The sequence below is a fragment of the Arthrobacter sp. LFS091 genome, assembly GCF_047977885.1.
GTDB lineage: Bacteria > Actinomycetota > Actinomycetes > Actinomycetales > Micrococcaceae > Arthrobacter.
Genome location: NZ_JBFPFP010000006.1, coordinates 25089 through 51065, shown reverse-complemented (window position 1 = coordinate 51065; position 25977 = coordinate 25089). Strand labels below are relative to the sequence as shown.

Sequence of the window (25977 nt, the reverse complement as noted above, 5' to 3'; positions counted from 1 at the left end):
TCCCGGCCGCCTCTCGAAACGGACCAGACTCATGGCGCGACTGATCATCATGGGCCCTCCCGGTTCCGGCAAAGGCACACAGGCGGAGCACATCGCCAGGCACTTCCGGATCCCTGCCATTTCCACAGGAGAGTTGTTCCGCGACCACATTCGCCAAAAGACGGAGTTGGGGGAGGAGGCCAGTGCGTACATTGACCACGGCGAATTCGTGCCGGACCATGTCACCACGGCCATGTTGAAGCAACGCCTGGACGAAGATGATGCCGGAGAGGGGTTCCTCCTGGACGGCTATCCGCGAACGGTCATCCAGGTTGCTGCCCTGGACGAGATGCTCACCGATCGGGGACAGGCGCTTGACGCAGCCCTCGCGTTGACGGTCGACGATCATGAGTTGCTGGACCGGATGCTCCGCCGCGCCCAGGAACAGGGACGCAGCGATGACACTGCGCCGGTTATTCGTCGCCGTTTGGAACTCTACCGTGAGCATACAAGGCCGGTTCTGGAGGCCTACTCAAAGCGTGGGATATTGCTGACGGTGAATGGATCCGGCGAGAGGGAAGCGATTACTGAGGCCGCGATTGCCGCCATCGAAGGGGCCTTGGCGAATAAGGCCGTAGGAGCCTAGCTCCCTGTCGCGGCAGGAACGTCAGCGCCGAGTGCCAGCAGATACGCTGCGAATCCCTCGGGTGCCCGGGCCTCAGTCCGGCCGGAGGTGAGAACCCTGATGGAATCCGTGGCAACCACCCTGAATCCTTGGTGACGGGTGCGCTCCACCAGGCGCCTGTCCTCATGGGCCCGGAGATGCGGGAAACCCCCTGCGGCGAGGTACGCCGAGGCCCTGATACCCAGGTTGGCGCCGTAGATGTGCTGATGGTTTTCGCGAAAGGGGTGTAGTTCCAGCCATCGACGAAGCACGGCTGGGTCCACATCGTAGGCATCCGGTTCCACCGACCCCAGAACCACGTCAGCGCCGGCGTTGGCCAACCCGACTTGGCGTACCAGCCAGTTCGGCGGGACCACCGAGTCGGCATCGGTGTTGGCGAGCCACAAGCTCCCTGTTGCTTCCGCCGGATGGGGGAGCAGGGCCGTCCGGATGCCGTAGTCCCGGCAAGCTCCTGCGCTCCGCAGTTGGACGCTGACGGACGTGAAACGCGGGTCCGCCGCGACGTGGGCGGCGGTGATCCCGGCCGAACTGTCGGTGCAGCTGTCCAGGACCACAGTGACAGTGGCAGGCATACCCGGATGCTCCCGCTCCAGGGTGTCCAACGCTGTACCCAGTGCTGCCAACGCCCTGCCGATGTGCTGTTCCTCGTCGTGGGCGGGCATGGTGACCGCGATGCGTTGGATCCGCTGCCTGGTGCCCCCGGTCATGTCGGTCCGTCACTGACGGCCGGGGCCGGTGCGACCAGGGTTTCCAGCACGAAATCCTTCTCGCGGTAGACCCCCAACGTTGGCCAGGCAAGTTGCTGCCGGGCCATCGAGTGAACGGCTTCCGCGTCCAACTGCCAGCCTGAGATGGGGTGGCGCCAGTGGCACAGGAGCAGGGTGCCGCCCGGTTTCATGGCGGCCTTGATGTGCCCGAAAACTTCAGCCAGCTCTTCCGGTGCCAGGTAATAGCCCATCTCGGAGAGCACTACCAGGTCAAAGGAGCCCTCGGGCCACTCATGGGGGATGGTGAGGTGCCGCGCTTCGGCGGAGGGGTACGCGGAAAGCCGCTCGGCCGCCTTTTTGGCCGCAATACCGCTGGCTTCAACACCGAGGAACGCCTGGCAACGTTGAGCGAGTTCCTCGCTGAGGGTGCCGATGGAGCAACCGAGTTCCAGCCCGGATTCGTACGATTCCTCCGGGAGGGCAGCCAAGGTCAGTGCGCGTTTTCGGCGCTCGTACCAGCTGGTTGTATAGGCCCAGGGGTCGTCTCCCTTGGCGTGGACTTCGTCAAAGATCCGTTCAGCGTCGGCCGCGGTGTTGTTGCCTGCCTTCGACGGTTGCCAGGCGAAGGTTTCCCACGGCCTTTCGAAGTGCTCCAGGAACGTCCCCGACAAGAGTGTTCCGTCGCCGGGTTCCTCCGACAACGGTTCGATCTGGGACGTGTGGGCGCCCATGGCCTTTCCCTTCGTTTCCAGCTCACGCCCGGACAAAGGCACCCGCACCCAGGATTGCCATGCTGGGTCGTGCAAGCCCGCCCACAACCAGTACCAGATGGGGTATTCCAGGAGGCCGTGGCCGTCCTCTTCAGCAACCTTGGCTGCTGTTGCGCCGAGAGCATCGTGGTCGGTGTGGCCGTCCTCGCGGTACGGGGCAACGATGACGATGTTCTCCGGTGGCCGGTTGTGCGCGGAAATGGCGTCGCGTATGGCCTCGGCAATGCGGCCCGCGTTGGCGGCCAACTTGCCGTCGGGCAGTCCCAGGAACTTCCAGGTCGCGCTGGGAGCCAGCCCGGACACAGCCGCGTCGAACTCAGCGAGCCGGACGGCGGCAAGCTGTTCCGGCGTCGTGGTTGGTGATTCCGGGTGGGATGCTTCACCGGCCGTGCACAGCAGGAGTTCCACCGCAGCTCCGGATGAATGCAGTTTGGCCACGAACCCGCCCGCGCCCAAAGTTTCATCGTCCGGGTGCGCAGCCAGGACGACGAAAGCCATGTCCGCGAGTTCGTCCTGGCCCAAAGGGAGCTCGGGCAGCGCAGCCACGCCGCTGGACAGCCATTCCGCCTCGGTCGTGCCTGTGTCTGTGTGCGAAAAAGCTACCACCGGCGGTCCCCCTTCAACACCAGCGCCCCCAGCTGGGCGTCGTCCCGCATGGCGTGATGCTGGCGGACATAGAGGGACAAATCCGCCATCCTCTTGCCGTACTGTTCGTTGAACGCCAACGGGCCGGGGCCCAAGTTTTGCGTCACCAGGGTCTGGATACGTTCGACGGCGGAGGCAACAGTTCCGCGGACGCGCAAGGCTTCGGGCCAAGGGCTTTCGCCCGGTTCGCCTGGATCTGCGAGGTCGCCGGCGTCGATGCGCTCAGCCGTTTGAGCCAGGTATCCGGTGACGGACGCGATGATCCTGTCTACCTCGCCCAGGGAGGCGAGAGCGATCTGGTCCGGTTCCCGGCCGTTGTCCGATGCCCTGGCCAGGGAGTCGCAGAAGTCGCGGGCCACGGCTACTGCGCCTCCAAGCCAGCAGGCGGCGACTCCCATGCCACCCCACGCGAAGCCGGGGCGCTCGAAATACCAGCCCGCGCCGCCAACGGGCGTAGCGGGGACGTGGTCGAAGTGCAGCGTTCCGCTCGGGATTTCCTTGAGTCCGCGGCTGGTCCACTCGGGTGTTTCGGCTCTCACGCCGGAGTGCTTAAGGTCCACTGCGAAGGCGCCCCGGGTGTTGTCTCCAGCGACATGGGCGGTGACGACGGCCCCGTCCAGTTGTGCAGCGAGGGAGCACCACGGCTTTGAGCCACTGAGCACGTAGCTGCCGTCAGCTTCCTGCTTGGCCTCGAGCTTCAGGCCTGGACCTTCGGCTGCGAAAACTCCCCATGCTCCCTCGGGTTGAGGCTGTTCCGCCTGGGCCAGGATTCCGACGGCGTCAAGGTGCGGCTCGAGAACCCGCCCCGCCGCGACATCCACGGACGTGACCGAGGCCAGAAGTTCCCAGAGCTTGGCCGTGTTCCCGCTCCCGGGCGTAGGAGCTGTCCGTCCGATGTCCTCGGCGATGGCCAAAAGGGCTGGAACGTCGCCGACGGCTGCGCTCACCTTTCCCATTATGGGATCCAGTGCTTGCAGCTGTACGGGCGCGGAGCTGATGCGTACGGGCTGCACTTCTGTATTGCTCATGGACCCAGCCTATTCTAAGGAACCTTAGTTTTGGTGCGCCCGGCAAGACGGCGACGGCGTGAGTTGCCCGCCGGCGTGTTCTCGCCTTGCGGACGTCGAACCACGGACCCCTCCAACGCGCTTAACCCCCGTGAAAGTTCCCCTTGGTCCCAAGATGAAGCGCATCTTCACAGCTTTTGTCATGCTTGTCACATGTTGTTGTCATTAACCGTGACAGGTTCCGTAGCTTGGAGGAGTCAGTACTGCCGAGCCAAAGGAACACCATGCCGCAGTCCAACGAATCCGCCACCATCCCCACCGATTCCCACAGCCCGCCGGGACGAACCAAGCCAAGCTTCCTCAGCAACCTGGGGGCGGATCTCCCCGCGTCCCTGGTGGTGTTCCTGGTCGCCCTTCCCCTGTCCCTCGGCATCGCCGCAGCCTCAGGGGCTCCCATCATGGCCGGGCTCATCGCAGCCGCGGTCGGAGGAATCGTCGCGGGCAGCCTGGGTGGTTCGCCTCTGCAGGTGAGTGGCCCAGCCGCCGGGCTCACCGTCGTCGTCGCCGGCCTGGTAGCCGAGTTCGGCTGGCAGGTGACCTGTGCGATCACCGCTGCGGCCGGCGTCGTGCAGTTGCTGATGGGTGTGAGCCGTATCGGCCGGGCAGCGCTGGCAGTGTCGCCGGTAGTGGTCAAGGCCATGCTCGCGGGCATCGGCATCACGATCATCCTGCAACAACTCCATGTGCTGCTGGGTGGCCAAGCCGCGGGGTCCGCCGTCGAAAACCTGGCGGGCCTGCCCGCGGCCATCACCAACGTCGAGCTGCATTCGGCGCTGCTGGGCCTGGCCGTCGTCGTGATTCTCCTGGCCTGGAAGTACCTTCCCGCGATGGTGCGGAAAGTTCCCGGGCCGCTGGCCGCCGTCGTCGCCGTGACAGCGCTGTCAGTAGCAGTGGCCCCGAGCGTTGAGCGCATCAGCTTCAGCGGTTCAATCCTGGACGCCGTCGCGCTGCCCAGCCTGCCCGACGGCAACTGGCGCGCCGCAGCGATGGCCGTCATCACTGTGGCGCTGATCGCGAGCATCGAATCGCTGCTGTCCGCCGTGGCCGTTGACAAGATGCACGGCAGTTCGCGGACCAACCTGAACCGAGAGCTCGTCGGCCAAGGCTCCGCCAACATGGTCTCCGGCATGCTCGGCGGACTCCCGGTAACCGGCGTGATCGTCCGCAGCGCCACCAACGTCGAAGCCGGAGCGAAAAGCCGTACCTCGGCCATCCTGCACGGCGTGTGGGTCCTGGTGTTCTCCTTGCTGTTCGCCGGCCTCATCCAGTTGATTCCCCTGTCCGTGCTGGCGGGCCTGCTGCTGGTGATCGGTGCCAAGCTCATCAAGGTCGCCGACATCCGCACCAGCCTTCGCACCGGCGACCTGCTGGTCTACGCGGTGACGTTGGTGTGCGTGGTGGCCCTGAACTTGCTCGAAGGCGTGCTCATTGGCCTGGCACTCGCTGCTGTTTCTGTACTGTGGCGGGTGCTCCGCGCTCAAATCCACGCTCACGCCCCGGCCGGTTCCGGACTGCCGTGGCGGGTCACCATCGCCGGCTCTTGCAGCTTCTTCGCCTTGCCGCGGCTCAACCGCGTCCTGCATTCGGTGCCCGAAGGCCATGATGCCGTAGTGGAACTCAACGCCGACTACCTCGACCACGCCTTCCGCGAAGCCCTGGTTGCCTGGCAGAAGCAGCACCGCAACACCGGCGCCTCCGTGGCCCTGGAAGAGCACGGCACCACTGCTTTCACCGACGCCGAGGACAACACTCCCCAGCGCCAGGACCCCCGTGAACTTCCGCTTCCGCCCAAGACGTCTTGGTTGCCGTCCGCCGGCGGCCCAACAGCGGACGACGACGGCGGGCGGCTGCCGCTGCGCTCTATCCTCCTGGGCATCGACAAATACCACCGCCGCCACGCGGACAAGGTCCGGCCGTTGGTGCAAGACCTGACAGAAGGCCAGAATCCGGACACATTGTTCGTTGCCTGCGTGGATTCCCGGGTCAATCCCAACCTCATCACCAGCAGCGGACCCGGCGACCTCCTGACCCTCCGGAACATCGGAAACGTGGTGTGCAGCGACGGTCGCGATGCTTCGATCGACTCCGCGCTCTCCTTCGCAGTCAAAGGGTTGTCCGTGGACTCGATCGTCATCTGCGGGCATTCGAACTGCGGTGCGATGAACGCCGTCATCGCCGACTTTGAAGGAGCTGCGCCTGCCTTGGGCGGCGGATTCGATACCTGGCTGGAACATGCGCGGCCAAGCTACTCGGCCCTGCTTTCCGGACATCCCGTGGCAGTGGCCGCGGCTGCCGAAGGGTACAGCTGCGTGGACCAGCTCAGCATGGTCAACGTGGCTTTGCAGCTCAGGAAGCTTGAGGACCACCCTGTGACCGGCCCGGCGCTTCTGTCCGGCCGGGTGCAGCCCATTGGCTTGTTTTACGACATCTGCACGGCCCGCGTAGTGCTGGTCACTCCCGAGGGCATCGAACAACTCGATCCAAGCATGGCGGTTCGGTCCTAGATCCGGAGCCGTACCTCCGACACCCACTCTGGGCCTACAAGCAGCCCCGACACCCCGCTTCCACGGCGTGCCGGGGCTGGCTTGTTTCCACAGCCGGTGGCGGGGGTACAGGCCCAGGCAGGCGCAGTTTGCGGAATACTGGGAATCAGAACCACGATGTCCGGCAGGGGAGGACTGCCGTGCGAGGAGGTGTCCACAAGTGAACTCCGGGAACAATGCCTTCAGGCGGAAACTCGAGCGCGGCGCTGAGTTGCGCGCTGTCCGCGGCTGGGGTGGGAACGCGGAAGAAGACGCGGAGATCGAAGCCGCGGACGCCGCGGAACGGGAGAAACGCCGGAAGGTGGACGACGCCGCCCGGGTTGAGTACCTGATCCGGGACGCCATGGACCAGGGCAAGTTCGACAACCTCAAGTATGCCGGCAAACCCATTCCGGGCCTGGGCGAGCACTACGATCCCGATTGGTGGGTCAAAGGGCTCATTCAACGGGAGAAGCTCAGTGGCATCGGACCTCCCGCGATCCTGCTGCGGATCGAGGATTCCGAACTCGATGCCAAACTGGACCAGCAGTACACGGAGAAACAAGTCCGGGACATCCTCGAGGACTTCAACAAGCGGGTGATCGAGGCCCGACGGCAACTCCAGGGCGGCCCACCCGTGATCACCAAGCTCAGGGACGTGGATGCTGAGCTGGAGCGGTGGCGCGAGCGGAGGGCCGCCGCAGCTCCTCCCGAGCCCGAGGCTGGACCAGTGGCCAGGCGCACGTGGTGGCAGCGCATCTGGAACGGTTCAGGATGAAACCTTAGCGACGCAAACAGCAGCCGACGGCGGAACCCGGGTTCCGCCGTCGGCTGCTGTCTGAGTGTGGTGCCGTCAGGCGAAGCTGTCTTCCTTGACCTGTTCGGATTTCGGTGCCGCGGGCTTCCGGCCAATCAGCGCGGAAAGGTGCGCCTGCTGCTGGCGGAAGTGGCCGTGGGCGGTGAGCCCGAATTCGTAGGCCGATTCGGCGTGCTGGGTGAGGTCCACTCCGGTGACTTCGTGCTCCAAGGGAACCCGGAAGCCGATGGCCTTATGGATGGCCCGGCCGATGACCAGGGTGCCCACGCCGGAGAGTGCGATGGTGATCAGCACGGCCATGGTCTGTGCAATGAGTTGTTGGGGACCGCCGCCGTAGAGCAGGCCGCCCGCGACGCCGTCCTGCGGGAAGGCGATGAAGCCGAGAGAGAGCGTGCCGATGACACCGGCGCCGAAGTGGACGCCCACGACGTCGAGGGAATCGTCGAAACCGAACTTGTACTTCAGGTCCACGAACACAGCGCAGGCGGCGCCGGCCACCAAGCCCAGGCCCAATGCGGCGAGCGGGGTGATGTTGGCGCAGGACGGGGTGATGGCCACCAAGCCCGCCACCACGCCTGATGCCGCACCCAGCGAAGTGGGGTGTCCGTGGCGGACCTTCTCGACGACGAGCCAGCTGAGCATGGCCGCCGCCGGGGCCACCAGGGTATTGACCCAGATGAGGCCGGCCTGCGCGGCGGTAGTAGCAGCGCCGCCGTTGAAACCGAACCAGCCGAACCAGAGGATGGCTGCGCCGATCATGATGAACGGCACGTTGTGTGGGCGGTGGTTGGGGTCCTTGGCGAAGCCGTGACGCTTTCCCACGATCAATGCGAGGACGAAAGCGGCGGTTCCGGAACTGACCTCAACCACTGCACCACCGGCGAAGTCGATGACCTGGCCGAAGATCTGAGTGAGGGCACCGCCGGCGCTCATCAGGCCACCGCCCCACACCATGTACGCCAGGGGGCAGTAGACCACGGTGACCCAGATCGGTACGAACAAGGCCCAGGCGCCGAACTTGGTCCGGTCAGCGATTGCACCGCTGATGAGGGCCACAGTGATGATGGCGAAGGTTGCTGCAAAGGTGGCCTTGATGAGGTCGGGGGATCCCATCAAGTCCTGCAGGCCGAAGTGCGCGAACGGATTGCCGAACAGGCCCAGGATGCCGTCGCCGGTGGTCATCGAGTAGCCCCACAGGACCCACACCACGCCCACGATGCCGGCGGAGATGAAGCTCATCATGATCATGTTCAGGGCGGCCTTGGCGCGGGTCATGCCGCCGTAGAAAAGGCCGAGGCCTGGGGTCATGAATAGCACCATCGCCGATGACAACATCAGCCAGACGTGTTGCGCAGAGATCTCCACCTGCGTTCCCTTCAAGCTTGTCCGAAACGGGGCCGTTGTTGCACGGCCCACACCTACCCCCCGATCAATATTCGGTGAGCTATGTTTCCGACTCCGAAGAGCTAAGTTGCAGGAAAGTTACAGAAATCCTTCGTTCGTGAAGATCACGTCACTGGCATGTTTCGGCAATGTTAACGGCGCTTCTCCCGGGGCCCGGCCGGGTAGCCGCCGCGACGACTGGCAATAATGATCACCAGCGCAATGGCAGTGGGAATCGCCGCGGCAAATGGGACCAGTTGCGCTCCGACGCTGGTGAGGGCGAAGGCCCCATAGACCGCTCCGACGGCGATACCCAGTTGGATGGTGACCACGGTGAGGCCGTTGGCTGCATCTTTGTGTTCTCCACCCGCACGCAGGATCGCAGCCTGGTTGTAGATACCCACTGCACCGAACGCGATACCCCACAAGGTCATGAGGCCGAACGCACCTACCCACGTGCCGCCCAGCGCGGGGAGCAGGGCGAACGCCAGCGTCAGGAGCCCGACGGCGGCAATCACCGAGCGTCGTGGGTGGGAGTCGGCGGTCATGCCGGCAATCCAGATGCCCACCAGGCTGGCAACTCCCACCACGGAGAGCGAGAGGCTCGTAGCGGATTCCGGGAGTCCGGAGGCGAGGAGGAACGGGGCGACGTAGGTGAAAAGTGTGAAGTGGGCCAGTAGCAGGAGGGGCCAGGCGATGGCTATGGCCACGACGCCGGGCAGTTTCATGGCTGCCCGGAGGGAGGGCGTTTTTTGGCTGGCGTGGTCGTGGGCACCGGGGAGCAGCCAGAAGACCAGCACTGCCAGAAGCACACCCACTCCGGCCAGGACCAGGAAGGAAGTACGCCACGTCATGAGCGAGCCCATGAGCGTGCCAATCGGAGCGCCGACTGCCAGTGCGATGCTGTTGCCACTAAAGACCACAGCCATGGATTTACCTACGGAGTGGGCCGGGACGATGCGCGCCACGTAGGGAGCCATGCTGGACCACAGCATGCCGTGCGCGATGCCGCCAAGGAGCCTGGCCCCGATCGCCCACCCCAGAGCGGGGCTCAACGCCAAGAGCACATTGCTCAGGGCGAAGGCCAGCACAGTGGCGATCAGCAGGGTCTTCCGGGGAACCCTTCCGGCAAGGAACCGTGAAAGAGGCAAGGCCGTGAAGACGATGATGGCCGCATACACCGCTGTCAGGGAGCCCACGGCAGATTCGTCGACACCGAGGTCGCGGCTGATTTGGGGGAGCAAGCCCGACGGCAGGAGTTCGGTGGTCACCGCCGTGAAGCCCGCTGCTGCCAGAACAAGGAGTCCGCCCCACGGGATCTTCTTGGGCTGCTGCCTTTCCAGGGCCGGCGTTTTGGGCGTTTGCGGTTGGACGGCCACAGGGTCTTGCTTCAAAAATTGCTCCTCCGGGGATGGGGTGTGCTGTTCATAGGGGGTCAAGCCAACGATATGCGGCGACACCGGCGCGAGGGAGTCACTGTTAGTCACCCCTTTACCCGCAACACACTTTGTCCGCCAGCCATTCCGCGCGCAGACTGTCCTTGTGAAGCCCTTCCTCCTGCTGGCCACCCGCGCCGAAGATGCCGCAGCCGATGACGAGTATCAGGCCTACCTCCGGTACTGCGGACTGAAACCTGAAGAACTGGTCCGTTTGCGCTTGGAATCCGAGCCGTTGCCGCCCCTTGAACTTTCCGAGTACTCCGGAGTGATCGTCGGTGGCAGTCCCTATACGTCCAGCGATCCTGTGGAAGAGAAGAGCGCAGCCCAGATTCGGGTGGAGGCGGAACTCTCAGCGCTGCTGGACCGCATAGTTGCCGAGGACTTCCCGTTCTTGGGTGCCTGCTATGGGGTCGGCACTCTGGGTGTTCACCAAGGGGCCACCATCGACCGCCGTTTTGGCGAACCTGTGGGGCCAACGGAGATCAAGCTCACTGCTGAGGGGGAGCGCGATCCCATGCTGCGGGGCATTCCGCACACCTTCGACGCTTTTGTGGGTCACAAAGAAGCGTGCAGCAAACTGCCTGCCCACGCGGTTTTGTTGGCGAGCTCGGCCGCGTGCCGTGTGCACATGTTCCGGATCAAGAACAATCTCTACGCCACGCAATTCCACCCCGAGCTCGACGCCGACGGCCTCATCACCCGCATCAATATCTACAAGAACTCCGGCTACTTCCCGCCGCACACCGCGGACGAACTCATCGAAACGGCCCGGAGCTCATCGGTGACCGAGCCGATGCGGGTCCTGAGGAACTTCACGGAGCTCTACGCCCGCTAGCACCCCGTTGTGGGGCCTGCTTTGCGTGCCTCGGCCATGGGTTGCCGCGCAGAGTGGGCCTCGCATGGTGGGGTGGGTGTGTTGTGGGGCCTGCTTTGCGGGCTTGGGCCATGGGTTGCCGGGCAGAGTGGGCCTCGCATGGTGGGGTGGTGTGTTGTGGGGCCTGCTTTGCGGGCTTGGGCCATGGGTTGCCGCGTAGAGCGGGCCTCGCATGGTGGGGTGGTGTGTTGTGGGGCCTGCTTTGCGGGCTTGGGCCATGGGTTGCCGCGTAGAGCGGGCCTGGCAACGCAAACGCCCGACGGCGGTAGTCGCCGTCGAGCGTTTGTGTCCCCCCAAGGTGCGGCTACGCGAGCCGGGCCGCGAGATCTTCCCCAACCGCGAAGGCCCGCGTGATCGCAGAGCCCAGGGTTGCCCCACCGCCCGGATAGTTGTTCCGGAAGACACCGGCCGAGACGTTGCCCGCAGCGTAGAGCCCCGGAATGGCTTGCTGCCGATGGTCCAGCACACGCCCGTCGAAGTCCGTGGCCAGCCCGCCCGAGGTACCCAGCACCCCGGCGTGGATGGGCACGGCGTAGAACGGGGCAGTGACCAGGGGTGCCAAGCAAGGGTTGGGCGTGTTGCCGGCATCGCCCAGGAAGCGGTCCTGCGGTGTCGCACCCCGCCCAAACTCCGTGTCCACGCCCACGGCCGCGTCGGCGTTGAACCGAGCAACCGTCGACTCCAGACCGGCCGAATTGATGCCCACCTCCCTGGCCAGCAGCTCAAGGCTCGGCGCGGACACCATCCATTCAGCGGGTTCGCCGGGCAGAGACCCCGCCACCGGGTACTTGGCGAGATAGTCCGCATCGAACACCAACCACGCGGGATTGTTTTGCTGCCTGCCCGTGTGCGGATTAATGGAAGCGAACACCCGGCTGGCATCGTGATAATTCAAGGCCTCGTTGACGAAGCGTTGGCCGTCGCTGTTCACAGTGATGGAACCCGGAAGCGTCATTTCCACGTTCCCCATGCGGCCCGAACGCCGGCCGTCGTACTGATGGGCCGCCGTCGAAATAACCGGGACACCCCACACAGCCGACATGTCCTCCACAGCCGCCCCCGCCTTCAGTCCCAGCTGCAGGCCGTCGCCCTCGTTGGATGGGGCACTGATCGGCGTCACGGGATAGGGCAGGAAAGCGGAACGGAGCCGCGGGTTCCATTCGAAGCCGCCGGAAGCAAGCACGACGGCGGTCGCGGCCACCGACACCCCGGCGGCGGTACCGCCAAGAGTCACCAGCCACCCGGACTCGTCACGCGACAACTCCTCCACAGGGCACGACACCACGATGTGGACCCCGCGGTCCAAGGCGCTCGCAACCAGGCTTCCCACCAGTGCCCCGCCCATGGTTCGGATGCCCGTGGCGGCGCGGTGCTCGAGGAGCGAAGGGTCGGCTGCGCGGCCGTTGAGTTCGTCCCGCTCGGTCATGGTGAGCAACGGAAAGTACGACGACGGCCGGATCAGCTCCGCCAAGCCCGGGTACTCCTGGGGGTCGAACGCGTTGTTGTCCAAGCCCCTGCCGCCGTTCGCGGCACCTTTCCACTCCATGTGGTAATCGGGGCGGGCGATGGGAACCATGGAGACTCTGGTGTTCGTGTTGAGGAACTCCACGGCTCGCGGCGCAGTGGAGACGTACCAGTCGATTTCCCCGGCCGTCATCACGTGGCCAGCCGCCTCTGAGAGGTAAGCAACGCCGTCGGCACGGCTGTCCTGGTACCCGGCCGCCCTGGCGAGGTGATTGTTGGGCGCCCACATGACGCCGCCGCCTGCCGCCGTCGTACCGCCCAAGAGCGAAGCCTTTTCAACCACCAGGACGCTCAGTCCGGCGTCGGCCGCGCGGACGGCGGCGACCAGCCCTGCCGCGCCACTGCCCATAATCACGACGTCGTAACTTGGGTTGAGCTGGCTGGTTTCGGTGAGGACAGGGGTACTCATGCGACACCAGCCGCCGGCATCCCGATGAGGATCTTGCCGATCTTTTCCGTGCGTCCCTGAATGAGCTGGAATGCCTGCTGGAGATCAGAGAAGGCGAAGCGGTGCGTCATGAGCGCCCGGGCTTGTTCAGGATGGCGTGACAACAATGCCAGGCCGTCAGGAATGAGGTTCAGGCTCATGCGGCTGCCCATGATGTCCAGTTCCTTATAGGGGATGTCCTTCATGGAAACGTTGGCCTGCCGGGGCGAGATACCCACTTGGACGATCCTCCCGGCGCTGGCAACAAGCCTGATGGCGTTCTCCAGCGATGAAGGAACGCCCGTTGCCTCCATGACCAGTTGTGGCCCGTAACCGTCGGTTAGTGCGTCCAGGCGCTGAGCCTGATGTGCGTCCGGGAACTCGATTCCTTGAGTCACCAGGAGGGTGTCTGCAGCCCCGAAGTCGATAGCGAGGTCCAAGCGGTGCTGCTCGGTATCGGCACAGATCACCTTGACGCCCAATTCCGTCAAGTAGAGCGTGGCCAGCAAACCGATAGGCCCGCTTCCGAGCACCAGCGCAGTCTCCCCAGCTTCTGGCCTGCCTCGGTTCACCGCCTGCATGGCGATGGAAGCAGGTTCGCCCATGGCTGCGATGTCCAACGGCAGCTCGTCGGGAACAGGGTGGAGTTTGCCCAGCGGGACGCTGATCAGTTCAGTGAGCGCTCCATCGGAGTAACAGCCCAGGCAACCGACATTCCGGCAGACGTTGTACCGGCCGCTCAGGCACGGGCGGCACTGGCCGCAGGAGATGATGGGGTTCACGGCAACTCGATCACCCACAGCGATGCCTTGGGTGTTCCCTGTGGCAATGGCTTCGACGATTCCGGAGAATTCGTGCCCCTGGATCAGCGGCAACTCCGTGGGGTAGTCGTCCTCCCAGATGTGGAGATCGGTGCCGCAGAGGGTGACGTTGTGGACTCGCACCAGGGCATGGCCGGGCTCCAGGGCGGGCTCGGCGGATTCCCGGAATTCAATCGTTTCCCGGGAGACGGTGATTGCTGACAGCATGTGGGAACCTCAGTTCCGGCCAGCGGTCTGGCCGGTCGGTTGAGCGGGCTGTACGGCGTCGGCGCCGAAGAAGATGTTCCACTGCCGAACCGTGCGCTCTTCAATGAGACCGGCTTCGTGGAAAGGGTCCCGGTTCATGAGGGATTCGACGTCGGCCTTGGACTCACCCGCGATGATCAGGAGGGCGCCCGGAGCTTCTTCCGGTCCGAAGGGCCCGCTTTTCAGGAGCCGTCCGTTGTCGAACTGGGCTTTGAGGAACTCCACGTGGACTGGCCGGACAGCGTCCCGGCCAGCGGACGTGGAATCGGAATAGGAGTAGGTGACGGCAAAAGTGGCCATGAGGGTGTCCTCTTCATTGAGTTGATGGGGCTTCCTCAATGTTGGGCAACGTATTAGGCCCTGTCCAATACTTAGTTGGTCAAGAACTATGTAAAATCCCCACATAGTCGGCATGGGGGCAAGCTCAGGTCGTGGGTGTGGGGAGTACTTTCTCGGCTACCTGAAGGGCGGCCCGGAGCGCGGGGGCCACGGCACCCGGGTTCCACGCCAGCCCGGAGAACAGCAGGACGTCGTCGCCGTCGAGCGGCAGGAACACTGTCCCCGCCGGCATGATCCCCTCGATCGATTCCGGCATGAGGCTGATCCCCACCCCACTGGCCACCAGGGAAAGCGCAGTGTACGGATCCGCAACCTCTTGGCTGATCCCTGGCCGGAAGCCTACGGCAGCGCAGGCAGCAAAAGTGACTTCCCGCAGGGTGGACCCCTGCGCGGCCGGCATGGTGATGAAGGGGTCCCCCGCGAGGTCCAGCAGGTCAACCGACGACCGACCCGCAAGGGGGTGGTCTGTGGGCAAGGTGGCGCCCAAACGCTCAGTAGCTATGCGGCGGGTGGCCAAGGACGGGGCATCCACGGGAAGGCCGATGAATGCAAGGTCCAACGCCCCGTTACCCAGTTGCTGGAGAGCTTCCTGGGTCAGCAATCCACCGTGCAGCGTCACATCGAGTTGGGGATACTCCTGGCGCAAGGCACGGGTCAGCGGGGGCAGCGTGGTGTGGTTCAGGGCACCGGAGAAGCCGATGGCCAGCTTGCCGTAGACGGTTCCGTTGCCCGCATTTACGGCCCTCCGCGCCAGATCTACTTCTTCAAGGATCCTGCGGGCGTGCGGGAGCAGTGAGTGACCCGCAGTGGTCAGCGTAACGGACCTGGTGTTCCGCTCAAAAAGTGGTGCGCCCAGGCCTTTCTCGAGCTTCTTGATGGTCTGGCTCAGTGGTGATTGTGCCATGCGGAGCCGCTCAGCCGCCCGGCCGAAGTGCAGTTCCTCGGCTACAGCCAGGAAGGCCTCGATCTGCCGCAGTTCCACAGTCCCTCCCAGGTTTTACGGATCCAGTGCAAGGCTATATTGGGTTCTGGTTCCGGGTGAAAGCAGCCGGACGGTTCAACGGAGGCACCATGGCTAACTCGGCGTCGGGGGAGTCCGTCATTGAGCGCGTCGTGAAGATCATGGATGCGTTTTCCAAGGGTCAGCCGTGGCTACCGCTCAAGGAACTCGTCCGGATCACCGGGATGTCCAGCAGCACGGTGCACCGGCTTGCCATGGACCTGGCATCCAATGGCCTCCTTGTTCGAAACGAGGCCGGTGAATTCAGCGTCGGCATGAAGATGTGGGAGCTGGCATCCCGCAGCAATCCGCTTGAGGAGTTCCGGCGTCGTGGACTGCCGTTCCTGGAAGGTGTCCATGCAGCCGTCAGGGAACATGTGTCCTTGTCGATCCCGGATGTCGAATCCAACAGCGTCCTCTACCTGGAACGGTTGGACCGGCACGGGACGGTCATGAACCTGGCCGAGGTCGCCGGGCGCTTGGACATCCATACCACGTCCTCAGGAATGGCCATGATGGCGCACATGCCAGGCTGGGTCCAGGATCGGTTCATCGCCGGGAAGTTGGAGAAGACTACCCCCGCCACTGAGACAGATCCGGCCCGTCTCAGGAGCAACCTTGCCCTCATCCGCGAGCGCGGCTATGCCCGTCTGGTGGGTGTTCTGGTGGCTGAAAACACCGCCTTTTCGGTGCCTGTGTTTGGCCAGGGCCAGGCAGTCATAGGTGCCATATCCGTCGTCGTGCCTTCTGTCGACGAAGATGCCGGGCTGATCCTGCCGGTGTTGGTGGCCGCAGGCCGCGGCCTGTCCAGAACCATGGGCGCTGAGCGCCGACCGTACGGCTCCCGGCCATGGTTGTCGCAGGCTGGTTCCGCGTAGTCAAAGAGCTTGTCCCGTTCAACGGGAAGTTCGTCCATGCGGTGTGACCTGGGTCCTACAGTCGATCCCAGAGGAACAATCGTCAGTGATCTGGAGCATACATCCGGAGCCGTTATCAACGGCAACATGATGGGCTGCACAACAAAGCGGCACCCGGCGATCCGGACCTCATCTAATTCTTTGCCGGGCAAGGCACCATGGCGGTGCCACTTCCCGCGGCACTCAATGAGGAGACAGTATGGGACACGTGCAGCAGCACTCGCCCTCGGATGTAAACGAACCGGCAGCACCGCTTGGAACCGCGCCGCTTGGAACAGCGCCGGTTGAACACGTCAAAATGCCCAAGAAAGCGGCACTTGCCTCCTTCCTGGGATCCACCCTGGAGTACTACGACTTCTTCATCTACGGCACGGCCGCAGCGCTGATCTTCCCCAAGATCTTCTTCCCGGGAGGCGACCCCGTGGTTGCCTTGCTCGGAGCCATGGCGACGTTCGGCGTGGGCTACCTTGCCCGGCCGCTGGGCGGGCTCGTGATGAGCCACTACGGCGACAAGATCGGACGCAAGCAGGCGCTGATGGTCACGCTGGTGATCATGGGCCTCGCCTCGATCGGTATCGGGTTCCTGCCCACGTACGGGCAGATCGGCTACTGGGCAACAGCGCTGTTGCTGGTGGGCCGCCTTGCCCAGGGCTTCTCCGCCGGTGCCGAGTCCGCAGGTGCCTCGACCCTGACCATGGAGCACTCACCGGAAGGCCGCAGGGCTTTCTTCACCAGCTTCGTGATGACCGGCTACGCCTCGGGAATGGTGTTGTCCACCATCGTGTTCATCCCGCTCGCAGCCCTGCCCGAAGACCAGCTCCTCAGTTGGGGTTGGCGGGTGCCGTTCTGGCTCTCGGTTGTGGTGCTGGCTGTGGCGTACTGGATCCGGACCCGTTTGGACGAGCCGCCCGTCTTCGAAGAAATCGTGGAGACCAGCAAGCCCAAAGCCATCCCCGCCGTCGCCGTCCTCAAGACCCAGTGGCGCGACGTCCTGCGCGTTGGCGTGGTGATGCTGTTCTCTGTCATGCAAACCACCTTCACCGTGTACGCACTGGCCTACGCAACCGGACCGGCCGTGGGCATCGACCGCACGCTCATGCTTACGGTGAACGCTGTGACGATCGGCCTTTCGATGGTCACCATCCCCATCTCAGCCATGATCTCCGACCGTATTGGCCGGAAGAAGGTCCTGCTGGTGGGTGCCCTCGGCTGCGCACTGACCACGGTGGGCTACTTCTGGGCCATTAGCGAGCAGAACATCGCCTTGGTCTTCCTGTTCGGCTTCCTCAACATGACGGTCTTCTATTCCTGCTGGAACGGCGTGTGGACGGTCTTCTTCCCGGAAATGTTCCCCGCCGCTGTCCGCTACTCCGGCATGGCAATCGGCAGCCAGATCGGCCTCATCCTGGCCGGTTTCGCACCCGCTATCGCTACGCTGCTGGCCCAGCCCGGACCGAACGGTTGGATGCCCGTGGCGGGCTTCACCATCCTCTGCCTGGCGGCCTCGGCCATCGCCATCATGACGGCCCGCGAGACCTACAACGTTCCGCTTGGGGATCTCGGCAAACCGAGCAAAGCAAGCAAGTAAGCGAACAAAGCACGACGCCGGGCGGCACCTTCCAGCCGCCCGGCACCTTGCCTTGGGCACCGGCACCGGCACCGGCACCGGCACCGGCACCGGCACCCGTCCCCGGGCCCGCTGGCCCGGCACCCGCCCCCGCTGGCCCGGCACCCGGGCTCAACCATCCAAGCAACCCCAGTTCCGAAAGTTGGATACCCCATGACTTCCCCAGCACCGGCAACCCGCACCTTCCGCGTTGGAATCGCGGGTTGCGGCGCCATTTCCCGCAATCACCTGGAGGCTTTCAAGGCCCTGGACAACGTCCAGGTGATCGGCGTCTGCGACGTGGATGCAGACCGCGCCGCGGCAACAGCGAGAGCCTGGGACATCCCCAACGCGGTCACCAGCGTGGATGAGCTCCTGGCGCTGGAGGTGGACATCATCTCCGTCTGCACGCCGCACCCCACGCACGAGGAAGTGGTCCTGAAGGCCGCGGCCGCTGGTGTTAACGTCCTCTGTGAGAAGCCCATCGCCACCAGACTGGAGTCCGCCGAGCGCATGGTCGCAGCCTGCGAGGAAGCAGGAGTCCAACTGGGTGTCCTGTTCCAGCGCCGATTCTGGCCGGCGTCGCAGAAGATCCGTGCAGCCATCGACGACGGCACGTTGGGTAGGGCAATCATGGCCCAATGCTCGGTCATGCTTCACCGGGCACCGGACTATTACAACCGCGACGCCTGGCGAGGCACCTGGGACAGCGACGGCGGTGGGGTCCTCATGTCCCAGGCTGTACACCAGATCGACCTCCTCCAGTGGTACCTGGGCGACGTGGCCGAGGTCTATGGGAAGGTCAACACCTACCGCCACGGTGACTACATAGAGGTAGAGGATTCCGCGACGGCGGTGATCACCTTCACCTCCGGTGCCATGGCTACCTTGGAGGCCTCCACTGCAGTATCGCCAAACCTGGGGATCCAGCTCCGTATCACCGGCGAAACAGGTGCCTCGGCTTCCCTGACGGAGTTCCCGGAAGGCAGCCACGGACGGTTGGACCTGTGGGCGGTGGGCGAGCGGATCGTCGTCGAACCTGTCCACCCGGAAGGCGTGGAGCCGAACGTCGATCTCTCCGCCATCAACGGCCAGCTGATCCCATTCCACAAACTCCAGGTCCAGGACTTCGTCCAGGCACTCGAGGCTGGCACCGAACCAGCCATCACGGGTAAGGACGCGTTGAAGTCTCTCCGCATTCTCCTCGCCGTGTACGAATCTTCACGAACCGGCCAACCAGTCCGCTTCGCACCCGTTCACCCCGCACACCAGGCGATCCCCGGGCTCCGCGACCTCCAGAAGGTGGCTGGCTGACCATGGCACAGACACGAATTGCCGGAACACCCGTGACCCTTGGCCGCAACGGCCGCACCCCCAAGACCCTCCGCAACCGACTGGCCTCCGCGCCCATGGAGCGCAACTACGGCACCACGGACGGCTACATCACGGAGCAATACATCGACTACCTGGTCACCCGTGCCAAGGCCGGACTGGGCATGGTCACCACTGAGGCCACCTACGTCCGGGCCGACGGCAAGGGCCGCACCCACCAACTTGGCCTGCACACCGATGACATGATCCCCGGACTTCGCCGGCTCACTGAGGCCCTGCACGCGGAGGGTGCGCTCGCCGCCGTCGAACTTAACCATGGCGGCCGCACCGCGCAGGCCGCAGTTTCCGGTTTCAAGAACCTCGCGCCGTCGCCCGTTCCATGCCCGACGGCGGGAGGCGAGGTTCCGCGCGAACTCACCGCTGCCGAGTGTTACGAGCTTGTGGCCGCATATGCGGCCGCGGCCCGCCGTGCTGTTGCCGCCGGGTTTGACGTCATCAACCTCCACGGCGCGCACGGGTACCTGATCCACCAGTTCATGTCGCCCATTTCGAACCACCGGACCGACGAGTTCGCAGCTCCCTGGTTCTTCATGAACCTCGTGATCGACGCTGTGCGGGAGGCCGTGCCGGACACGATCGTGGGCATGCGGGTTTCGGTGGTGGAAGGCCCGGCCGACGGCATCAGCGCCGAGCAGCAAGTAGCCATCATCGCCAAGGCCCACCTTGACAAACTCGACTTCCTGGACCTCTCGGCCGGCAGTTACGACGCCGGCCAATGGATCGTGCAGTCGGGGGAGTGGAAGCCCGGGATCCTGGCCGACTATGCCAAGGCATACAGGCAGTTCGGGCTTCCCCTGGGCATGGCTGGGCGTTTGAATTCGCCGGAGATCATTGAGGAAGTCCTGTCTCAGGGCACCTGCGACTTCGTGAGCCTGGCCCGTGCCATCCATGCAGACCCTGCCTTTGTTGGCGGCGTCCTTCGGGGCGAACGCTACCGGCCCTGCATCGCGTGCAACGTCTGCATCGATAACCTCGGGCTCGGCCAGGTCACCTGTACGGTCAATCCTGAGGTTGGACGCTCACGGGTTCCAGTTCCGACTCCCGCTGTCCGTCCCGACTCGAGGGTGCTGGTGGTGGGGGCCGGACCCGCTGGCCTCACAGCCGCCCGCGAACTCGCCGAAGCCGGTGCCCGAGTGACGCTCATGGACGACGGCGTGCGGCCAGGCGGCCAGTTTGCCATGGCTGAGCGCATGAAATCGACGCCGGACTTTCATCGCTTTGCCGATTGGTCCAGTGCGGAAAACGAGCGGCTGGGCGTGGAGGTCCGCTTGGGAGCCCGCGTTGACACCTCCGACGCAGGCAAGCTGGCCCGCGAGGTCGGCGCCGATGCCGTGGTCCTTGCTACCGGTGGGCTGCGGCCGACGCCAGGGTTTATCGGGGTCGACTTGCCGCAGGTGTCCGATGTGCGGGACTGGCTGTCCGCCCATCCGGACATCCTGGACGGCGATTCATCGGCTGCTGTTCCCGAGGCCGTGACCATATGGGGTGGGGACTCCGTGGCCATGAGTGTGGCGGACACCCTCGCGTCCCTGGGCACAGCCGTGCTGATCGTGGGCCCCCAGGCGGCGCTGGCTCCTGAGTCGGGGCGCCGTGCCAAGATCCTTGCCGTGCCACGGCTCAAGGCCAACCCAAAGGTGCGGATTTTCCTGTCCAGCACCATCGAGGAGTATGAGGGTTCCCGGGTCCGAATTAGCCGAGCGGGTGTTGAGGACCAGTGGGTTGAGGCTCCGGGCGATCTCCTGGTTTCGCGTTCCGTGCTGCCGCTGGATGGTTCCATCACGCACGAGGAACGGGAAGCAGGGCTCAGCCTGGCTGCGTCCGTACCGGTCGCGCTGGCCGGGACGGTTGTGGATACCTCCCCGGCTATCGTGTCCAACGCTGTGAAGAGCGGGTACGACGCCGCGCAGCGCATCGCAGCGACGTTGGCCGGAAGCGGCATGGGAGCCGAGTTCGCCGGAAAGGTGCCAAGTCGCTGGAGCTCTCCAGCGAAGCCGCACGCTTCCGGCGAATTCGGCGCAGAGCAGAGCGAGCGTCAGCCCCGGCGGCTCGGATTGGCCCAGCTTTCCCTTGTCGGCACCGCGCCCCCGGACCTGGTGACCATCGCAGCCAAGGCCGGATTCGACTTCATTGGCGCACGGGTCCGGCCGGTTACTGCTTCCGAGCGGCCCTATGACCTTCAGCCGGGCTCGCCCATGCTTCGGGAAACCCTGGCCCGCATGGCTGACACAGGGATCACGGTTGAAGACATCGAGTTCCTGCTCTTGGACGGAACAGGGTTGCAGAACGGGACCGATCAGCGCCAGGCGTGGCTGCAGATGATGGAAGCCGGCCAAGCCTTGGGTGCCTCGACCCTGACGGTGGCATGCGCGGACCCGGACCTTGATCGCTTTGGGGACCACCTCGCCCAGATGACCCTGGATGGCAAGGCCTACGGCATCATGCCTACCTTGGAACCCATTGCTTACCAGGCAGTCCGTTCCATACCGCAGGCGGCAGCGCTGGCACGCCGGGCGGGCTGCAAGATCGTGGTGGACGCCCTCCACGTCAACCGCTTCGGCGGTTCACTGGATCAGCTTGTGGCCGCGGCGGACCTTGTTCCTTTGATCCAACTTTGCGATGGACCTTCCTCACCGCCAAGCACCAGGGAGGAACTGATCAAGGAGTCCCGTTCCGAGCGCGGCGTGCCGGGAGAAGGAGAATTCGACCTTGCGTCCCTCGTAGCTGCCTTACCTGCCGGCACTCCGGTCAGCGTCGAAACCCCATCGGACAGCCGGGTCGCGGCACTGGGCGAATCCGGATGGGCCAAGCACCTCAAAGCGGCAGCCGGAGCTGTCCTCACCACCCTCACAATCAACAACGCAGCACTTACCGGGAGCACCAAATGAACACCAAGCAACCTCTGCCCACCGTGGACTGCGACGTCCTGGTGATCGGCTCAGGGGCCGGAGGCCTTTCAGCGGCAGTGACGGCCGCCTATCACGGGCTGAAAGTCATCGTGGTGGAAAAAGCCGACGTGTGCGGCGGTGCAACATCCTGGTCCGGCGGCTGGGCCTGGGCACCGGGCAATCCCCTCGCCAAGAAGGAAGGCGTCAACGAGGATATGGACACCTTCCGCACCTACCTCAAAGGGGTCCTTGGGGACGACTATCAGGCCGACAAAGTGGATGCCTTCCTGAACGCTGCCCCTGACATGGTGGGCTTCTTCCACGAAAAAACATCCCTGCAGTTCGTTCCCGGCAGCAAGATCAACGACATCTACGGCAAGCTGCCCGGAGCAGGAACCGGCAACCGGTCCGTGGGGCCCAAACCCCTGAACGCCCGCGCCATCAAACCCACCGTGCGAGCCATGATGCGCCACCAACTATATGAAACATCGTTCCTCGGCATGGGCATCATGGCCGGTCCGGACCTGGGCAAGTTCCTCTCGGCATCACAGGGAAACCCCAAAGGACTGTTCCACGCGGGCTGGCGTTTCGGCTTCCACCTCCTGGACCTCCTGACACACCGCCGCAACATGCAACTGGTCAACGGCACAGCGCTTACCGGCCGGCTCATGAAATCGGCTGATGACCTCGGCGTCGACATCCGCGTTTCCACGCCAGCCACAGCGTTACTCAGCGACGACGACGGCACGGTGACTGGCGCCGTCGTGCGTTCACTGGAAGGTGAGCTGCAGATCAACGCGGCCCGCGGCGTCGTGCTGGCGTCCGGCGGGTTCCCCAACGATGTGCAGCGACGGAAAGAGTTGTTCCCCAAAACCCCAACGGGCCGTGAGCACTGGACGCTTGCGCCACGGGAGACCACCGGCGACGGCATCAACCTGGCCCAGTCTGTGGGGGCCAGCTTCAAGACTGCGGTGAAATCGCCTGCCGCGTGGTGCCCGGTGTCCCTGGTGCCGTACCGCAACGGCAGGACGGGGGTGTTCCCGCACATCATGGACCGGGCCAAGCCGGGCAGCATCGGTGTCCGCGCGGACGGTCAGCGGTTCGTGAACGAGGCCAACGGCTACTACGACTACGTCGAGGCGCTCCTGGCCGCAACGCCTGAAGGCGAAACCGTGGAGTCGTGGCAGATCGCGGACAGCCGCTTTGTCCGCAGGTTCCCGCTCGGCATGGCCAAACCTTTGCCCGTGCCTCTGTTCCCGTACCTCCGCTCGGGATACCTGATCAAGGGCAGGACGATCGAAGAACTGGCGGAGAAGTGCGGCATAGACCCCGCCGGTCTACGTCGAACAGTGGCCAGATTCAACGCCAACGCGCGTGCCGGCGTCGACCCCGACTTCGGCCGGGGCGAGACCGCTTTTAACCGGTACGGCGGCGATGCCGGCAACAAGCCCAACCCGTCGTTGGGTCCCATCGAGAAGGGCCCGTTCTATGCCGTGCGGGTGGTTCCGGGCAGCTTCGGCACGTTCGCTGGCGTGGAGACGGACGGCCGCAGCCGCGCCCTCAACCACGACGGCGAACCCATCCCCGGTTTATACGTCACCGGCAATGACCAAGCCAACGTCATGGGCGGCCACTACCCGGCGGGCGGCATCAACCTCGGTCCCGCGCTGACGTTCGGCTACATCGCCGGGCGGGATCTCGCCGGCGTGGACACCTACCGCGGCGCAGTAGGTGCAGGGGTGACCGGAGCCGGTGGGGGAGCCGGTGCAGGGAAGGGACCACTGGGGTAGAGCGCCGTGGCTTCCATCATGTAGTTTGCCCACTGTGGACCTGCGATCATGTAGCCGTCCAGCGACCTGTAGAACTTGCCGTTGATGGTGACGTTTTGGCCCGCCCGTTGCTGGCCCGCCGAGGTATCCCCGAAGAACGACGCCGTAGCGAGCGCCGTGGTGAAGCCGGCCACCCAGGTGGCTCCGTTGTTGTTCGAGGTTCCGGTTTTTGCTGCGACAGGGACCTGGTTCTGAACCTTGGGTTCGATGTAGACGCCGGAACCCATCTTCAGTACGTCCTGCAACACGGCGTTGACTCCGCGGGCAACGGAAGGTTTGACGGCATCCCGGCACTCGGGTTGCTGGGCATCGTATTGCCGCCCCTGGGCGTCCTTGATTTCTGTAATGGCGATGGGGGCGCAGTAGGTGCCGTCGTTGGCGAAGGTGGCGTAAGCACTCGCCAGGACCACGGGCGCCACGCCGATGGAACCGAGCAGGTTGCCGATCTGGTGCATGTTGACCGGCGCGTTGTCCAGGCCGCTGTGCAGGCCCACGGTGTCCACCATCCGCTGGATACCGCAGAAATCCAGTTGCGCGGCAGTAGCGAACGTGGCCGTATTGATCGAGTTGTAGAGCCCGTAGTTGATGGGCATGGGCCGGTAGTAGCCGGGGTCGTTGTTTTGCAGGTCGTCGTCGGCGCCCAGGTTGGCCGCTTTCTGGGCCGTGCTGTAGCCACCCATCACTTTCCCGCAACTGTCACGCCACGGGAAGCCCACCGGGTAGACCCGGCGGGAAGCATCCACCACCGCGGTTGGATTCTTGCCCTCATTGAGCCACTCGGCATAGATGAACGGCTTCATGGTGGACCCGGGTTGGAAGCCGCCGGCCCCGTTGAGGTCGTAGCCGTTCGCGTCCTTGGCGTCCACGTTGAAGTTCAGCTGGGTATCGTACTTCCCTTCCTCCGGGACGAACACCGTATTCTGCGCCATCGCAAGGATTTTGCCGGTACCGGGCTGCACCGTGGTCATGGCCGCGCCCCACTTGTCAGGATTGTCGCCTGCCGAGGCATCGACCTGTTTTTGCGCGGCGGCCTGGAGCCTGCTGTCCAGCGTGGTGGTGATGGTGAGGCCGCCGCGGAATAGGAGCCGCTCGCGTTCCTCCAAAGTTGAGCCATAGGCGTCGTTGTTGAGGATGAGATGCGAAACGTAGTCGCAGAAATACGTGGCGATGGTGGCCCCCGCGCAGCCCTGCATGGACGGGGTGATGTTGAGTTCCAACGGTGCCGCCACTGCAACACCGTGGTCCACGGCGGTGATCTTGCCCTGCTCCAGCATCCTGTCCAACACGAGGTTTCGCCTGGCGACTGCGGCGTCCGGGGCAACGGTTGGATCGTAGACACTGGGCCCGTTCACCAAGCCGGCCAGGAGTGCGGCCTGCGGCAAGGTCAGGTCCTTGGCGGACGTACTGAAGAAGTAGCGCGACGCCGCTTCGATGCCGTAGGCGTTCCGGTTGAAGAAGACAATGTTCAGGTAGCCCTCAAGGATTTGGTCCTTGCTGAACCGCTTTTCCAATTCCAGGGCCAGCTTGATCTCGCGGAGCTTGTCTCCCATGGTCTTTTCGCCGCTCAGGACCACATCCTCCGGACGTCCCTGAGTGAGCCGCGACTCGTTGAGGACATTCGTCACGTACTGCTGCGTCAGCGTGGAGGCGCCCTGCCTGGTTCCCTTGGTCAGGTTGGAGCTCAGCGCCCGCATGATGCCTTGGGCGTCCACACCCGGATGCTCGTAGAACCGGCTGTCTTCAATGGCGACGATAGCCTCACGGATGAAGGGTGACATCTCCTCCAGCGGAACCTTCACCCGGTTCTCGGCATAGAAGGTGGCAATGTGTTGGCCGTCGGCAGTGACAACAGTGCTGGAAAGGGACGGCGAGTCAACGTTGAGTTCGCTGGGCAGGCTCTCATAGAACCCGATGGAACCGCCCACTGTGGTGCTGGTGAAGGCGACTACGGGCACCACGAACCCGGAGATCAGCACGCCGCAGAGGATACTTACAAAGAAGAAACCGAAGATCCTGAGCAGGACCCTCCCGAGAGCTGGCTTACGACCCTTGTTCCGCGCCATTTTCGATGCCATTCCGTAGGGATATGAGGCTGAAAAGTAG

Annotated in this window: 19 protein-coding genes; 9 read left to right on the top strand and 10 right to left on the bottom strand. The window is 64.4% G+C overall.

Annotated elements, in window-relative coordinates:
* The first annotated feature begins 31 nt into the window (after positions 1 to 31).
* Positions 32 to 625, top strand: coding sequence for an adenylate kinase (locus tag ACNQOP_RS12240; protein WP_416404596.1), 594 nt, complete (start codon positions 32 to 34; stop codon positions 623 to 625).
* Here ACNQOP_RS12240 and ACNQOP_RS12235 read toward each other — a convergent pair.
* Genes ACNQOP_RS12235 through ACNQOP_RS12225 form a run of 3 tightly spaced genes read right to left on the bottom strand, consistent with a single transcriptional unit; the run spans position 622 to position 3814 of the window.
* Complete coding sequence (locus ACNQOP_RS12235) at positions 622 to 1371, bottom strand: glycosyltransferase (protein WP_284987715.1); 750 nt, start codon at positions 1369 to 1371, stop codon at positions 622 to 624. The genes ACNQOP_RS12240 and ACNQOP_RS12235 overlap by 4 nt on opposite strands.
* On the bottom strand, positions 1368 to 2747 hold the full coding sequence (locus ACNQOP_RS12230; RefSeq protein WP_416404595.1) for a PIG-L family deacetylase: 1380 nt from the start codon (positions 2745 to 2747) through the stop codon (positions 1368 to 1370). Before ACNQOP_RS12230 ends, ACNQOP_RS12235 begins: the two co-directional genes overlap by 4 nt.
* On the bottom strand, positions 2741 to 3814 hold the full coding sequence (locus ACNQOP_RS12225; protein ID WP_416404594.1) for an acyl-CoA dehydrogenase family protein: 1074 nt from the start codon (positions 3812 to 3814) through the stop codon (positions 2741 to 2743). Before ACNQOP_RS12225 ends, ACNQOP_RS12230 begins: the two co-directional genes overlap by 7 nt.
* Before the next feature lie 263 nt (positions 3815 to 4077).
* On the opposite strand from ACNQOP_RS12225, the gene ACNQOP_RS12220 reads away from it, so the two are divergent.
* Both ACNQOP_RS12220 and ACNQOP_RS12215 read left to right on the top strand, forming a co-directional pair.
* Positions 4078 to 6357, top strand: coding sequence for a SulP family inorganic anion transporter (locus ACNQOP_RS12220; protein ID WP_416404593.1), 2280 nt, complete (start codon positions 4078 to 4080; stop codon positions 6355 to 6357).
* A 199-nt stretch (positions 6358 to 6556) separates the two neighbouring features.
* Positions 6557 to 7153, top strand: coding sequence for a DUF1992 domain-containing protein (locus ACNQOP_RS12215; protein ID WP_284987719.1), 597 nt, complete (start codon positions 6557 to 6559; stop codon positions 7151 to 7153).
* Between the two features lie 75 nt (positions 7154 to 7228).
* Here ACNQOP_RS12215 and ACNQOP_RS12210 read toward each other — a convergent pair whose 3' ends face one another.
* Both ACNQOP_RS12210 and ACNQOP_RS12205 read right to left on the bottom strand, forming a co-directional pair.
* Positions 7229 to 8557: an ammonium transporter gene (locus tag ACNQOP_RS12210; RefSeq protein WP_257369676.1), complete on the bottom strand. Its 1329-nt coding sequence runs from the start codon at positions 8555 to 8557 to the stop codon at positions 7229 to 7231.
* A gap of 170 nt (positions 8558 to 8727) precedes the next feature.
* Positions 8728 to 9969: an MFS transporter gene (locus ACNQOP_RS12205; protein WP_416404592.1), complete on the bottom strand. Its 1242-nt coding sequence runs from the start codon at positions 9967 to 9969 to the stop codon at positions 8728 to 8730.
* Positions 9970 to 10117: 148 nt separating this feature from the next.
* Between ACNQOP_RS12205 and ACNQOP_RS12200 the strand changes: the two genes are divergently transcribed.
* Complete coding sequence (locus tag ACNQOP_RS12200; RefSeq protein WP_416404591.1) at positions 10118 to 10849, top strand: glutamine amidotransferase; 732 nt, start codon at positions 10118 to 10120, stop codon at positions 10847 to 10849.
* A gap of 343 nt (positions 10850 to 11192) precedes the next feature.
* Here ACNQOP_RS12200 and ACNQOP_RS12195 read toward each other — a convergent pair whose 3' ends face one another.
* The 4 genes from ACNQOP_RS12195 to ACNQOP_RS12180 form a co-directional block, all read right to left on the bottom strand.
* Positions 11193 to 12821, bottom strand: coding sequence for an FAD-dependent oxidoreductase (locus tag ACNQOP_RS12195; protein WP_416404590.1), 1629 nt, complete (start codon positions 12819 to 12821; stop codon positions 11193 to 11195).
* Positions 12818 to 13867: an alcohol dehydrogenase catalytic domain-containing protein gene (locus ACNQOP_RS12190; RefSeq protein WP_416404589.1), complete on the bottom strand. Its 1050-nt coding sequence runs from the start codon at positions 13865 to 13867 to the stop codon at positions 12818 to 12820. Before ACNQOP_RS12190 ends, ACNQOP_RS12195 begins: the two co-directional genes overlap by 4 nt.
* Before the next feature lie 9 nt (positions 13868 to 13876).
* On the bottom strand, positions 13877 to 14206 hold the full coding sequence (locus ACNQOP_RS12185; RefSeq protein ID WP_416404588.1) for a YciI family protein: 330 nt from the start codon (positions 14204 to 14206) through the stop codon (positions 13877 to 13879).
* Between the two features lie 124 nt (positions 14207 to 14330).
* Positions 14331 to 15227: a LysR family transcriptional regulator gene (locus ACNQOP_RS12180; RefSeq protein WP_416404587.1), complete on the bottom strand. Its 897-nt coding sequence runs from the start codon at positions 15225 to 15227 to the stop codon at positions 14331 to 14333.
* Between the two features lie 89 nt (positions 15228 to 15316).
* On the opposite strand from ACNQOP_RS12180, the gene ACNQOP_RS12175 reads away from it, so the two are divergent.
* The 5 genes from ACNQOP_RS12175 to ACNQOP_RS12155 all read left to right on the top strand — a co-directional run bounded on the left by ACNQOP_RS12175 (position 15317) and on the right by ACNQOP_RS12155 (position 23835).
* Positions 15317 to 16123 (top strand): IclR family transcriptional regulator, encoded by an 807-nt coding sequence (locus ACNQOP_RS12175; protein ID WP_416404586.1) that lies wholly within the window; start codon positions 15317 to 15319, stop codon positions 16121 to 16123.
* Positions 16124 to 16361: 238 nt separating this feature from the next.
* Positions 16362 to 17750 (top strand): MFS transporter, encoded by a 1389-nt coding sequence (locus tag ACNQOP_RS12170; protein WP_416404585.1) that lies wholly within the window; start codon positions 16362 to 16364, stop codon positions 17748 to 17750.
* Between the two features lie 192 nt (positions 17751 to 17942).
* A complete protein-coding gene (locus ACNQOP_RS12165) occupies positions 17943 to 19082 on the top strand; it encodes a Gfo/Idh/MocA family protein (protein WP_416404584.1) in 1140 nt (379 codons plus the stop codon).
* A gap of 2 nt (positions 19083 to 19084) precedes the next feature.
* Positions 19085 to 22045 (top strand): FAD-dependent oxidoreductase, encoded by a 2961-nt coding sequence (locus tag ACNQOP_RS12160; protein WP_416404583.1) that lies wholly within the window; start codon positions 19085 to 19087, stop codon positions 22043 to 22045.
* The gene (locus ACNQOP_RS12155; RefSeq protein WP_416404582.1) at positions 22042 to 23835 is read left to right on the top strand and encodes an FAD-dependent oxidoreductase; all 1794 of its coding nucleotides are present in this window, start codon (positions 22042 to 22044) and stop codon (positions 23833 to 23835) included. The genes ACNQOP_RS12160 and ACNQOP_RS12155 overlap by 4 nt, the downstream gene beginning before the upstream one ends.
* On the opposite strand, the gene ACNQOP_RS12150 is transcribed toward ACNQOP_RS12155, so the two are convergent.
* Entirely contained in the window at positions 23760 to 25937 is a 2178-nt protein-coding gene (locus tag ACNQOP_RS12150) for a transglycosylase domain-containing protein (protein WP_416404825.1), read from the bottom strand. The genes ACNQOP_RS12155 and ACNQOP_RS12150 overlap by 76 nt on opposite strands.
* Positions 25938 to 25977 lie beyond the last annotated feature (40 nt).